This window comes from Streptomyces sp. NPDC104581, from assembly GCF_055583685.1.
This window is the reverse complement of record NZ_JBVJNN010000025.1, coordinates 59,121-72,096: the sequence shown is the minus strand read 5'-3', so window position 1 is coordinate 72,096 and position 12,976 is coordinate 59,121. Positions and strand designations below refer to the sequence as shown.

Sequence of the window (12,976 nt, the reverse complement as noted above, 5' to 3'; positions counted from 1 at the left end):
CGTCCGTGCCCTGACGCGGGCCCAAGAAGGCGCATATGGCGGGCAGTTCGGTAACAGGTCTCGGCGACAGGTCTCGGTGACGTACCGCCCTCTCCGCCTCGGTGACAGCACCCAACTCGGTGGTAACGGCACCTGGCGCCCCCTCCGGCGTACGCCCGTGGAACGCGAGACGGCCGGGCCGGCCCGTTGAGTACGGGCCCACCCGGCCGAAACGCTCAGTTCGGACGCTCGACGTCCGTGGACTCGGCCGTCCGTGGACTCGGCCGTCCGCGGACTCAGCTGTCCGCGGACTCAGCCGCTCAGACGAGGTCGAACCGGTCCAGGTTCGAGACCTTCGTCCACGCCGCGACGAAGTCCTTCACGAACTTCTCCTTCGCGTCGTCGCCCGCGTAGACCTCCGCGAGCGCGCGCAGCTCGGAGTTCGACCCGAAGACCAGGTCGGCCCGGCTGCCGGTCCACTTGACCTCGCCGGTGGCGGAGTCGCGGCCCTCGAACGTGTTCTCGTCCTCGGACGTCGCCTTCCACGTCGTGCCCAGGTCGAGCAGGTTGACGAAGAAGTCGTTGGTCAGGGCACCGGGGGTCGCCGTCAGTACGCCCAGCGACGACTGCTGGTAGTTCGCGCCCAGGACACGCAGGCCGCCGACGAGGACGGTCATCTCGGGGGCGCTCAGGGTCAGCAGGTTGGCCCGGTCGATCAGGAGGTACTCGGCGGGCAGCCGGTGGCCCTTGCCGAGGTAGTTGCGGAAGCCGTCGGCGACCGGCTCCAGCGCGGCGAACGACTCCACGTCGGTCTGCTCCTGCGACGCGTCCGCGCGGCCCGGAGTGAAGGGCACCTCGACGTCGAAGCCGGCGGTCTTGGCGGCCTGTTCGACGGCGGCGGCTCCCGCGAGCACGATCAGGTCGGCGAGCGAGATCCGCTTGTCGCCGCCCTTGGCGTCCTGCGCGGAGTTGAAGCTCTCCTGGACGCCTTCGAGGGTGCGGAGCACCGTCCCGAGCCGGTCGGGGTCGTTGGCCTCCCAGCCGATCTGCGGCTGGAGACGGATACGGGCGCCGTTGGCGCCGCCGCGCTTGTCGCTGCCGCGGAAGGACGAGGCCGAGGCCCAGGCGGTGGAGACGAGCGCGGAGACCGGCACGCCCGCGGCGAGGACCTGCTCCTTGAGGGAGGCGATGTCCGCGGCGTCCACGAGCTGGTGGGTGACGGCGGGCAGCGGGTCCTGCCACACCAGCGTCTCGGCCGGGACCTCCGGGCCGAGGTAGCGCACGACGGGGCCCATGTCGCGGTGGGTCAGCTTGAACCACGCGCGGGCGAAGGCGTCCGCGAACTCCGCGGGGTTCTCCAGGAAGCGCCGCGAGATCTGCTCGTACGCCGGGTCGACGCGGAGCGCGAGGTCGCTCGTCAGCATCGTCGGGGCGTGGCTCTTCGACGCGTCGTGGGCGTCGGGGACGGAGCCCGCGCCGCCGTTGTCCTTCGGCCGCCACTGGTTGGCGCCGGCGGGGCTCTTGAACAGCTCCCACTCGTAGCCGTAGAGGATCTCCAGGAAGCTGTTGTCCCAGGTGATCGGGGTGTTCGTCCAGATGCCCTCAAGGCCGCTGGTGATCGTGTCGCCGCCCTTGCCGGTGCCGTGGCTGTTCTTCCAGCCGAAGCCCTGCTCCTCGATCGAGGCGGCCTCGGGGTCGGCGCCGACGCTCTCCGCCGGGCCCGCGCCGTGGGTCTTGCCGAAGGTGTGGCCGCCCGCGATGAGCGCGACGGTCTCCTCGTCGTTCATCGCCATCCGGCGGAACGTCTCACGGATGTCGCGGGCCGAGGCCAGCGGGTCCGGGTTGCCGTTCGGGCCCTCCGGGTTGACGTAGATGAGGCCCATCTGGACCGCGCCGAGGGGGCTCTCCAGGTTCCGGTCACCGCTGTAGCGCTTGTCGTCGAGCCAGGTGGTCTCGGGACCCCAGTAGACGTCCTCCTCCGGCTCCCAGACGTCCGCGCGACCGCCGGCGAAGCCGAAGGTCTCGAAGCCCATCGACTCCAGGGCGACGTTGCCGGCGAGGATCATCAGGTCGGCCCACGACAGGTTCTGGCCGTACTTCTTCTTGACCGGCCAGAGCAGCCGGCGGGCCTTGTCGAGGTTTCCGTTGTCCGGCCAGCTGTTGAGGGGCGCGAAGCGCTGCTGTCCGGCGCCGGCGCCACCGCGGCCGTCACTGATCCGGTAGGTGCCGGCGCTGTGCCAGGCCATGCGGATCATGAACGGACCGTAGTGACCGAAGTCCGCGGGCCACCAGTCCTGCGAGGTGGTCAGGACCTCGGCGATGTCCTGCTTCACGGCCGGCAGGTCGAGGGACTTGAACGCCTCCGCGTAGTCGAAGTCCTCACCAAGCGGGTTGGCCACGGCGGGGTTCTTCGCGAGGATCTTCAGGTTCAGCCGCTCGGGCCACCACTCGCGGTTTCCGCCGCCCTGGGTCGGATGCGGGGCCCGCCCGTGCGCGACCGGGCAGCCACCACTCGCTTCCTCCGACTTCGCGTCTACGACGATTGCATCATGGTTCTCAGACATTGAAATCCTTCCGGACCAGGCGGATCAAGGTGCTCAGGAGAGGCTGTGGCTGTCGGACGCGGTCGGGCGGTGCCCCCGCCGGCCGGGCTTGACGCGGCGTACGGGCTCTGCCGCGTTGAGCGAGTGGGGAGCCCCACACGGCCCCACACGCGACGTTCCTTGGCTATTCGCCGGAACCGATCCTACGATGGACGGAGTCCAAGTCAAGAAGCGAGCTAAACGTACATCCAGTAATAATCCGGACGTCCGGCGGACGTCCGCCGGTATTTTCGGAATCCATTCTCGGAATCTCGCGAACGCGAACAGGTGAACCGACATGAGCGACCTGCTGGAGCGACTACGCAGCCGTGGCTGGCGGATGACCTCCCAGCGCCGGGTCGTCGCGCAGGTGCTCGACGGCGACCACGTCCATCTCACGGCCGACGAGGTGCACGCGCTCGCGGCACGCCGGCTGCCCGAGATCTCCCGCGCGACCGTCTACAACACGCTGGGTGAGCTGGTCTCCATCGGCGAGGTGATCGAGGTCTCCACCGAGGGCCGCGCCAAACGCTACGACCCCAACGCCCGCAGTCCCCACCAGCACCTGGTCTGCTCCAACTGCGGCACGATCCGCGACGTCCACCCGGCCGGCGACCTCCTCGCCGCCCTCCCGCCGGAGGAACGGTTCGGCTTCACGGTGTCGACGGCGGAGGTCACGTACCGGGGGCTCTGTCCGGCCTGCGGCTAGATCCTGTCCGGCGGGGTCCGGGGACTCGTCGGCCCCTGTCCGGCGGGGTCCGGGAAGTCGCCGGCCCCCGTCCCGCGGGGATCCGGGAACTCGTCGGTCACCCGGCCGGGACGCGCGGGTCACCGTGAAACACCTGCCGCGTGTGCCAGGAGCGGTGATCCGGCGCGACGGGACTCGTGCCCGGCTGCGGGCCCAGCAAGGGGCGCCCCGCGAGGGCCGTCACCTGCGCCCGCGCCGCCTGACTCCGCCCGGCGAAGTGCCGCGAGACCATCACGCGGTGTTCGTCGTCGACACCGAACACGCCCTTGTCGAACAACTTGTGGTGCAGCGCGCACAGACAGAGCCCGTTGTCGACCTCGTCCGGGCCGTCGAACGCCCACCAGCGCACGTGCGCGGCCTCCAGCCCGACCGCGACCGCGCCGATCCTTCCGTCGTAGCCACAGAAGGCGCACCGGTACTCGTACGCGGTCAGCACCAACTCCCGCATACGCCGGTCCCGTTGCCGCCGCGCGGGCGACAGCCGAGGTATCTCAGCCGACTCCGGCTCAAGGCCGACGGCTTCACACAACTCGCCGTGGAGCGAGGGCGGGAAATGCAGATCGAGCAACACCCGCGCCATACGGCCGACGAGCGACGGCTCACGCCGCAGCGCCGCCCTCAACTCCGGCACGAGCCGCCCGGCCGCCCCCCTCGCCCGCAGCTCCAGCACCCCGCTTCCGGGGCTGCCGACGCCACGATCGGTACGCACCTCCCACACCCCGTCGCTGACCAGGTGGTGGAACGGATACGCGGGTGTCGTCCGGTTGCGGGGGCCGTACTCGATCAGCAGCCGCTTCAGATCGCCTTCCACCGCGCTGTACGAGAGCTCACTCTCGGCGTCCTCCTGGAACCGGCCGAGGGCGTAGAGAAGAAGCAGGGGCTTATGGGGAGCGCGCACACCGTTGGCCGTCCACTGCCTCAACGTCGCGGCGCGCTCAAGCCAGTCCATGACGGGCGATGATAGTTCCGGCGCCCGCGAGCCGATCCGGCGAGCGGCGGCCATCGCACGTCGGCGGCACCGAAGATCACCAGGACCGGCATGCCGAGGCCGGCCACGCGCTCGGGCATGCTCCGCTCGGTCCGAGCCGCCGGACTGCTGCCGCCCCGCGCCAATCCGACGGTGAACGCCCGGTCTCCGCACCGGGATCGCCGCCCCAACCTGAGCGGCCGGCGGCGGGCGAGGTGGTGGCTCGCGGGGTGTGACCGCGCCGACCGGCGATCAACTCCTCCGCCGGGCACCGAGTGGTACGGGCGGCACGATCGTCGGTCCTTCTGCCCCCCGTCCGCCGAGTACCGGCCCGCTCGCAGCGACCGCGACCACACACGTCGAAGGCCCGCCATCGCTAGCGACGGCGGGCCTTCGACTATTGCCCGGTGAGAGCAATGGCGGAGGATACGAGATTCGAACTCGTGAGGGGTTGCCCCCAACACGCTTTCCAAGCGTGCGCCCTAGGCCACTAGGCGAATCCTCCGCGACGAACCATACAAGACGGGGAGCCGTGCTCGCGAACTCGTTCGTGGGGGTGGGGATCGGGTACTGTTGGGCGCAGCCCCTCACGTGGCGCTATCTGACTGAACTCCCCCAGGGCCGGAAGGCAGCAAGGGTAGGTCGGCTCTGGCGGGTACGTGAGGGGCGTCCGCGTTGGCGGGGGTGGGATGTCGGAGCGGGCCGATATCGTCGTAGGTGTGTCGTCCCTAGCGCTGTACCGCCGTTACCGCCCCGAGTCCTTCGCCGAGGTCATCGGGCAGGAGCATGTCACTGACCCGTTGCAGCAGGCCCTGCGCAACAACCGGGTCAATCACGCGTACCTGTTCAGCGGGCCGCGGGGCTGCGGGAAGACCACCAGCGCGCGCATCCTGGCGCGCTGTCTGAACTGTGAGCAGGGGCCCACGCCGACCCCCTGCGGGGTCTGCCAGTCCTGTCAGGACCTGGCCAGGACCGGCCCCGGTTCGATCGATGTCATCGAGATCGACGCGGCTTCGCACGGTGGTGTGGACGACGCGCGTGATCTGCGGGAGAAGGCCTTCTTCGGGCCGGCCGGCAGTCGTTACAAGATCTACATCATCGACGAGGCGCACATGGTCACGCCGGCGGGGTTCAACGCCCTGCTGAAGGTGGTCGAGGAGCCGCCGGAGCATCTCAAGTTCATCTTCGCGACCACCGAGCCCGAGAAGGTCATCGGCACGATCCGGTCGCGCACGCACCACTATCCGTTCCGGCTCGTGCCGCCCGGGACGCTGCGGGACTACCTCGGCGAGGTGTGTGCCAAGGAGCGGATCCCGGTCGCCGACGGGGTGCTGCCGCTCGTGGTGCGGGCCGGTGCCGGCTCCGTGCGGGACTCGATGTCCGTCATGGACCAGCTCCTCGCGGGCGCCGCCGAGGACGGTGTGACGTACGCCATGGCGACGGCCCTTCTCGGTTATACGGACAGCTCGCTGCTCGACTCGGCGATCGACGCCTTCGCGGCGGGCGACGGCGCGGCGGCCTTCGAGGTCGTGGACCGGGTCATCGAGGGCGGCAACGATCCCCGGCGGTTCGTCGCGGACCTCCTGGAGCGGCTGCGGGACCTGGTCATCCTGGCCGCCGTTCCCGACGCCGGTACGAAGGGGCTCATCGACGCCCCCGAGGACGTGCTCCAGCGGCTGCGGGACCAGGCGTCGGTCTTCGGGGCCGCCGAGCTGAGCCGGGCCGCCGACCTCGTCAACACCGGGCTCACCGAGATGAGGGGCGCCACCTCGCCCAGGCTCCAGCTCGAACTGATCTGCGCGCGCGTGCTGTTGCCCGCCGCCTTCGACGACGAGCGCTCCGTACAGACGCGCCTCGACCGGCTGGAGCGCGGGGTGGCCACGGCGGCGTTCTCGACCGGGGGCCCGGCACCCGCCATGGGGTACGTCCCCGGGCCCGAGGCGCACCCGGTGGCGCCCGGCGGCGGACCGGCGGCGGCGCGGGCCGCCGTGCAGGGCGGCGGCGCGCCGGGCCCGGCGCCCACGCCCCCCGCGCCTCCTACGCCCCCCGCCGCCGCACCGCCCGCTCCCGAGCCCGCACCCGCCCCGGCGCCCCCGAGCGGCGGTCGGCCCGGCGCCTGGCCGGGTGCGGCGACGCCCGGCGCACCTGCCCCGGCCGCCGCCGAGCCCGCCCGCAAGCCCGGCGGCTGGCCCACCGCGTCGGCCCCCGGGCGGGGCCCGCAGCCCGCGGAGCCCGCTCCGGCGGCGGCCCCGCAGGCACAGGAGCCTGCGGGACCCGCCGCCCCCGGCGGCGGCCCCGTCATGACCCAGGGCGCCGGACAGGTGCGGAACATGTGGCCGGACATCCTGGAGGCGGTCAAGAACCGCCGTCGCTTCACCTGGATCCTGCTCAGTCAGAACGCGCAGGTCGCGGGCTTCGACGGGACGACCCTCCAGCTCGGCTTCCTCAACGCGGGCGCCCGCGACAACTTCGCGAGCAGCGGCAGCGAGGAAGTGCTCAAGCAGGCGCTCTCCGAGCAGTTCCACGTGCAGTGGAAGATCGAGGCGATCATCGATCCCTCGGGCGGCACCCCGCAGCCCCCGGCTCCCGGCGGCGGCAACAACCCCGGCGGAGGTTACGGGGGCGGCGGAGGAGCCGGGGGTGGTTACGGAAACGGTGGCGGTGGCGGCTTCGGCGGCGGGGACGGCGGCGCCAGACCCCAGGCACCCGCCCCCTCCCAGCGGCCCGCACCGCCCGCCCAGCCCGCCTCCGCGGGGGCGGGCTCCGGCTCCGTGATGTCCGGCGCCTACGCACCCGCCGCCCCCGCGCACACCGTCCCCGGCCCCACGGCTCCCGAGCAGCGCCGCCCGTCGGACGCGGCCCCGGCCGCCCCCCGGCACGTCGCCCCCGAGGACGACACCCCTGAAGAGGACGACGCCGACCTCGTCGACTCCGCGCTCTCCGGCCACGACCTGATCGTGCGCGAGCTGGGTGCCACCGTCGTCGAGGAGTATCCGAACGATCAGTAATGACGAGTAACGGCCAGTAATGACTGGTGATGTTCGGTGACGGCTGGGGCGCCCCGCGTCGTCCGCGCACGGCCGCCGTCCACCCGGTCCGCCGGTCGATCGCCCGTTCCCGTCCGCCCCCCGCCCGTCCCCGTTCGCCTCCGTCCTCCGTCCTCCGCCCGCAGTCCGCGCGCCGGACGTCCGGTGGGTCGCGGACCCCGGCCCGGCTAGGCTGCCCCCCGTGAAGGTCCTAGTCATCGGCGGCGGTGCCCGCGAACACGCCCTGTGCCGCTCTCTGTCCCTCGATCCCGACGTCACCGCGCTGCACTGCGCGCCGGGCAACGCCGGCATCGCCGAAGTCGCCCAGCTGCACCCGGTCGACGCCCTGGACGGTGCGGCCGTCGCCCGGCTCGCCACCGAGCTGGAGGCCCGGCTCGTCGTCGTCGGACCCGAGGCGCCGCTCGTCGCGGGGGTCGCCGACGCCGTACGGGACGCGGGCATCGCCTGCTTCGGCCCGTCCGCCGAGGCGGCGCGGCTGGAGGGCTCCAAAGCCTTCGCCAAGGACGTCATGGCCGCGGCCAGCGTCCCCACCGGGCGCAGTTACGTCTGTACGACCCCCGAGGAGATCGACAAGGCCCTCGACGCCTTCGGCGCCCCCTTCGTCGTCAAGGACGACGGTCTCGCCGCCGGCAAGGGCGTCGTCGTGACCGACGACATCGCCGCCGCCCGCGAGCACGCGCTCGCCTGCGGCCGGGTCGTCATCGAGGAGTTCCTCGACGGCCCCGAGGTCTCCCTCTTCGCCGTCACCGACGGCCGCACCGTCCTCCCGCTGCGCCCCGCCCAGGACTTCAAGCGCGCGCTCGACGGCGACGAGGGCCCCAACACCGGTGGCATGGGCGCCTATTCGCCGCTCCCGTGGGCCGACCCCAAGCTGGTCGACGAGGTCATGGAGACGGTGCTCCAGCCGACCGTCGACGAACTGCGCCGCCGTGGCACGCCGTTCGCCGGGCTGCTGTACGCGGGCCTGGCGATCACCAGCCGCGGTGTGCGGGTCATCGAGTTCAACGCCCGATTCGGGGACCCCGAGACCCAGGTGGTCCTGGCCCGGCTGCGGACCCCGCTCGCCGGTGTCCTGCTGGCCGCCGCCGAGGAGCGTCTCGCCGATCAGCCGGCCCTGGTCTGGCGCGACGACGCGGCGGTCACGGTCGTCATCGCCTCGCACAACTACCCCGGTACGCCGCGTACCGGCGACCCGATCGAGGGTCTGGCCGACGTCGTGGCGCAGGACGCGCCCCACGCGTACGTGCTGCACGCCGGGACCCGGCTGGCCGACGACGGCGGTACGGTCCTGAGCGCCGGTGGCCGGGTGCTGTCCGTCACCGCGACCGGCAAGGATCTCGGGCAGGCACGGGAGCGGGCGTACGCGGCCGTGGACCGGATCCGCCTGGACGGTTCCCAGCACCGTACGGACATCGCGCGCGAGGCCGCCGAAGCCTGACCCGGCCGGCGAGCCAGCCAGCAGGCCGACCGGGGCCGGGACGCCCGCGTCCCGGCCCCGGCGCCTCGGTATGCCCGGTACGACCCCGGACCCCGGCCCGGCACCCCACCCCACCCCACCAACCCCTCGCTCCGTCGCGGAAACACGCTGCGGAGACACTCCGCGGAAACCGGTCCCCTCCTCCGTCACCTCGCCGCGGAAACCGCACGCACAAAACACCCGCGCGTCAGCACCTTTGCCCAAAGCCATTCCATCGAGTGACGGTTAGCCCATCCGAATGACCCTCGCCGGGGCCCCAACTATGGTGCGGCGCAAGCGTTCGGGCACTTGGCCCACCGGCATTGCGATGTCAGTGGTGGGTGCCACAGTGGGGGAGTGAGCAAATCCGCCGCAGTGCTGGCAGAGGGGGTGAGATCCGGACGTGTCCGGTTCCGGAGTCGGTGAGGAGATCGGCGTCCAGGGCGCCAGGTCCAGGGCTGTCGCAGTGCTGCGTGTGCGCGGCAGGGCCATGGCCGTCGCGCTGCTGCCCGCCGCGGCGGCGGTCGTCCTGCTCGCGGGCGGTGCCACGGGCGCTCTGACCGGCGGGAGTTGGGACGCCGCGCGCTGGATCGTGACGGTTCTCGCCGGCGTCGTGCTGCTGTGCGCGGCGGCCGTGGCCGTCGTGATCGCCAGAGCCAGACCCGCCCTCAGCCCCACCGTGGAGATCGCCGAGCGCTCCGCCCCCGATCTGTACCGGCTGGTGCGGGATCTGGCCGAGCGGCTGGACGTGCTGGCGCCCTCAGCCATAGCCCTGACCCCCGACTGCGACAGTTGGCTGGAGGACCGTACGCACCCCGCGCACGCCTCCGTCGACGCCTCGGCCCTTCCGTCCGGTACGGGCGGTGACCCCGGCATCCGACGCGCCTCCCGCTCCCCGCACGGGACAGCCGCCGGCCACGGGCGTCACCACGCTCCCACCGCGCCCGTCCTCGTGATCGGCTCGCCCTTCCTGTGGTGGATGCGGGTCGCCGAGCTGCGCGCCGTGCTGGCGCCTGTCGTGGCCGGCACGGGCCCGGCGTCGCACCCCGACATAGCGGCCGCCCGCCGCTTCGTGCGGGGCCTCGACGCCGCGGTGGCGCTCTCGGGTCGTCCGGGACTCGGGCTGATACGGCGGGCGGGGCTCGGCGCCGTCGGCCGGATCGCCCGACTGATGCTGCGCGCCTGCGGCGAGCACGCCGCGCTGATGGAGCGCGGTGTCGCCTCCGCCGCCTCCGAGCGCGCGCAGGGTGTGGACTACGGCCTGCGGATCGTCGCCCAGGAGCAGGTCGGCCTCGCCTACGCGGGCTGGGACCGGCTGCTGACCCGCGTCGCGCTGCCCGCCTGGCGGATGGGCCGCTGGCCGTCCCGCCTCGATGTCGGCGTCGTGTCGGCGCTCACCGAGCTGTCGCGGCGCGACCGGCTGGCCGACGGCTTCACCTCCCGGCTCGGCGAGCGGCCCGCCTGCGACCTGCTGGAGGAGCCCGGCGCCGTCGACGAGGCCGCGTCCCTGCTGGCCGCGCGCCTCTTCCACGGCGGCCCGGCCGCTTCGGGCCCCGACTGGTCCCCGGTGGACTGGCAGCAGTATCCGGAGGAGGTCGTCGACCGCAAGTGGCGTACGGAAGCGGCGAGGCTGCACCGCGTCCTGGACGACATGGGCGTCCGCCCGTCCGCCCGGCCCGGCGGTTCCGCGGCCGACCACTCGGCCGTCCGCGTGCTCGGCCCCACGCTGGACCGGGTCATGGACCATCTCGCCGGACGGGGCGAGGAGGCGGGCGACGCCCTGGCCGCCGGAATCAGCGCCGAGGTGGCGCGCGAGGAGGCCGCGGCCGTGCCCGCCGTCCCGGCGCCCGCCCCGGCGGCGGACCCGGCCGGCGACGCCCTGTCGTTCCGTGGGACGGACCCGCTCCCGCTGCTTCCGCTCATGCCGCCGCGTACGGGCCGCGAGCTGCTCGCCGACCACGTCACGGCGATGGTCTGCTGCGCGGCCGTGGACACGGCGGGTGCGGCTCCGGGCCTGGACTGGCTCGACGGCCCGGCCCTGCTGATGGGCGGCAAACGCCGTACGGACCTGGCGGGCGGGGTGCTGAGCCTGGTGGAGGACGGTGACGTGGAGCCGCTGCGGACCTGGCTCGCCTCGACGGGCGTACGGTCGGAGAAACCGGTCCGTCTGGTGTGAATTCGCTCACCCCCACCCGGACGGAGTGCCCGGTACGGACGTGCCGAAGCCGCCGTGCCCCGCTACCGCCACGGCGGCTGACCACCCGGGCCCGGCCCGCACCTCACCCGGCGCACGACCCGGCAAACCGCGGGGCCAACCGCCCCCCGCACCGACCGGCCGGTCCCTGGAAGAAGCCCGGCAAGGCCCCGGAGGAGCCCCGGCGAACCGCCCGTTGAGCGCCACGCGCCGCCCAACACACCGTGCGGATCCGGGTGTTCCGCGCACTTCCTTTCGCGACGAACGGTGACGGAGCGCGTGCGTAATGTGATGTGCTGGGAGCCGGCGCCGCCACGGTCCGCCCCAACGGCGGTCCGCCCACCGGCAGTCGACCAACCACCAAGAACCGGACGGGGATTCCAGGGAGGGGCGCGCCAATGTGCGCCGATCACATCCGACGGTGGGAGTCGGGCGCGCTCGCCCACGCCGTCTCAGACCCCTTCGGCCAGGGCCCGGTGCCCTGGCTGCGCGGCAGCGAGAACTACTTCGACGACACGGGCCAGGTCGTCCCCTGGTACGCGGACCCGACGCTCGGGCGCGACCGCGGCGGCACCCGTACCGCCGACGACGTCCACCGTCAGATCAAGGGCTTCGCCTCGACCGGCGCCGCCGCGCCCGGCGAGTCGATCGACTTCCACGTCACCGTCGATCCTCCCCAGCCGTTCGCCGTGGACATCTACCGGATCGGGCACTACGGCGGCGAGGGCGCCCGCAAGATCACCACCAGCCCCCGGCTCTCCGGCATCGTCCAGCCCGCCCCGCTCGCCGCCGAGCGCACGGTCTCGTGCCACCACTGGTGGCTCTCCTGGCGCCTCCAGATCCCGTCGTACTGGTCGCTCGGCGCGTACGTCGCCGTCCTCACCACCACCGACGGCCACCGCTCCCACATCCCCTTCACGGTCCGCGACAGCCACCCCGCCGACCTGCTCCTCCTGCTGCCCGACATCACCTGGCAGGCGTACAACCTCTACCCGGAGGACGGCCGTCTCGGCGCGAGCCTCTACCACGCCTGGGACGAGCAGGGCCGGCTCCTCGGCGAGGAGGACGCGGCGATCACCGTCTCCTTCGACCGCCCGTACGCGGGCGCCGGCCTGCCCATCCACGTGGGCCACGCGTACGACTTCATCCGCTGGGCCGAGCGCTACGGCTACGACATCGCCTACGCCGACGCCCGCGATCTGCACGCAGGCAGGATCGACCCGACCCGCTACCGGGGGCTGGTCTTCCCCGGCCACGACGAGTACTGGTCGATCCCCATGCGCCGCACCGTAGAGCGGGCGCGCGAGCACGGCACGTCGCTGGTCTTCCTCTCCGCCAACACCATGTACTGGCAGGTCGAGTTGGGCCCGTCCGCCTCCGGTGTGCCCGACCGCCTCCTCACCTGCCGCAAGCGCCACGGGCCCGGCCGCCCGGCCCTCTGGCGGGAGGTGGACAGGCCGGAGCAGCAACTGCTCGGCATCCAGTACGTGGGCCGGGTCCCCGAGCCGCACCCGATGGTCGTACGGAACGCGCAGCACTGGTTCTGGGAAGCCACCGGCGCCTCCGAGCGCGACGAGATCCCCGGCCTCGTCGCCGGCGAGGCCGACCGTTATTTCCCGCGGACGGCGCTTCCCGAGCACGACGAACGGATGCTGCTCGCCCACTCGCCGTACCGGGACAACGACAACGTCCTCCGCCACCAGGAGACTTCGCTCTACCGGGCGCCCTCCGGCGCCCTGGTCTTCGCCTCGGGGACCTTCGCGTGGTCGCCCGCGCTGGACCGGCCCGGCCATGTCGACCCGCGCGTCCAGCGGGCGACCGCCAATCTCCTGGACCGCATCTGCAAGCGGGACTGAACGCGGCCGGGCCCGGGAGACGCCGTCGCCCCGCCGTGTTCCCGCGCCGGGCCGCCGCGCCCGCCCCGCCGCGCCCGCCCCGCCGCGCCCCCAGCCGCGCCCCGCTCCGCGCGTACGGGAGAATCGGAACAGGAAAGCCCGCGGCGA

7 protein-coding genes, 1 tRNA gene and 1 other RNA gene are annotated in these 12,976 nt (G+C 72.9%); 6 read left to right on the top strand and 3 right to left on the bottom strand.

What is annotated here, in order from left to right; genetic code table 11:
* Positions 1-299: 299 nt before the first annotated feature.
* Positions 300-2,543 (bottom strand): catalase/peroxidase HPI, encoded by a 2,244-nt coding sequence (gene katG, locus ACZ61E_RS21195; RefSeq protein WP_469701377.1) that lies wholly within the window; start codon positions 2,541-2,543, stop codon positions 300-302.
* A gap of 316 nt (positions 2,544-2,859) precedes the next feature.
* Between katG and ACZ61E_RS21190 the strand changes: the two genes are divergently transcribed.
* Positions 2,860-3,270 carry a Fur family transcriptional regulator gene (locus ACZ61E_RS21190; protein ID WP_469701376.1) on the top strand — a complete coding sequence of 137 codons (411 nt, stop codon included), beginning with the start codon at positions 2,860-2,862 and terminating at the stop codon, positions 3,268-3,270.
* 97 nt (positions 3,271-3,367) lie between these two features.
* Here ACZ61E_RS21190 and ACZ61E_RS21185 read toward each other — a convergent pair whose 3' ends face one another.
* On the bottom strand, positions 3,368-4,258 hold the full coding sequence (locus tag ACZ61E_RS21185; protein WP_469701375.1) for a phosphorothioated DNA-binding restriction endonuclease: 891 nt from the start codon (positions 4,256-4,258) through the stop codon (positions 3,368-3,370).
* A 435-nt stretch (positions 4,259-4,693) separates the two neighbouring features.
* Positions 4,694-4,781 (bottom strand) — tRNA-Ser (locus ACZ61E_RS21180).
* Between the two features lie 74 nt (positions 4,782-4,855).
* Here ACZ61E_RS21180 and ffs point away from each other — a divergent pair.
* The 5 genes from ffs (at position 4,856) to ACZ61E_RS21155 (ending at position 12,829) form a co-directional block, all read left to right on the top strand.
* An RNA gene (gene ffs, locus ACZ61E_RS21175) (signal recognition particle sRNA small type) lies at positions 4,856-4,950 on the top strand.
* A gap of 45 nt (positions 4,951-4,995) precedes the next feature.
* A complete protein-coding gene (locus tag ACZ61E_RS21170; RefSeq protein ID WP_469701374.1) occupies positions 4,996-7,284 on the top strand; it encodes a DNA polymerase III subunit gamma and tau in 2,289 nt (762 codons plus the stop codon).
* Positions 7,285-7,504: 220 nt separating this feature from the next.
* Entirely contained in the window at positions 7,505-8,761 is a 1,257-nt protein-coding gene (gene purD / locus ACZ61E_RS21165) for a phosphoribosylamine--glycine ligase (protein WP_469701373.1), read from the top strand.
* Between the two features lie 421 nt (positions 8,762-9,182).
* Positions 9,183-10,955 carry a hypothetical protein gene (locus ACZ61E_RS21160; protein WP_469701372.1) on the top strand — a complete coding sequence of 591 codons (1,773 nt, stop codon included), beginning with the start codon at positions 9,183-9,185 and terminating at the stop codon, positions 10,953-10,955.
* Positions 10,956-11,371: 416 nt separating this feature from the next.
* Positions 11,372-12,829, top strand: a complete 1,458-nt coding sequence (locus tag ACZ61E_RS21155; protein WP_469701371.1) for a N,N-dimethylformamidase beta subunit family domain-containing protein — start codon at positions 11,372-11,374, stop codon at positions 12,827-12,829.
* Positions 12,830-12,976 lie beyond the last annotated feature (147 nt).

Bases quoted from the DNA above. Each gene is read 5' to 3' on its own strand.
- ACZ61E_RS21190 (WP_469701376.1), top strand. From the start codon at position 2,860: ATGAGCGACCTGCTGGAGCGACTACGCAGCCGTGGCTGGCGGATGACC.
- ACZ61E_RS21185 (WP_469701375.1), bottom strand. From the start codon at position 4,258: ATGGACTGGCTTGAGCGCGCCGCGACGTTGAGGCAGTGGACGGCCAAC.
- katG (WP_469701377.1), bottom strand. From the start codon at position 2,543: ATGTCTGAGAACCATGATGCAATCGTCGTAGACGCGAAGTCGGAGGAA.
- ACZ61E_RS21155 (WP_469701371.1), top strand. From the start codon at position 11,372: ATGTGCGCCGATCACATCCGACGGTGGGAGTCGGGCGCGCTCGCCCAC.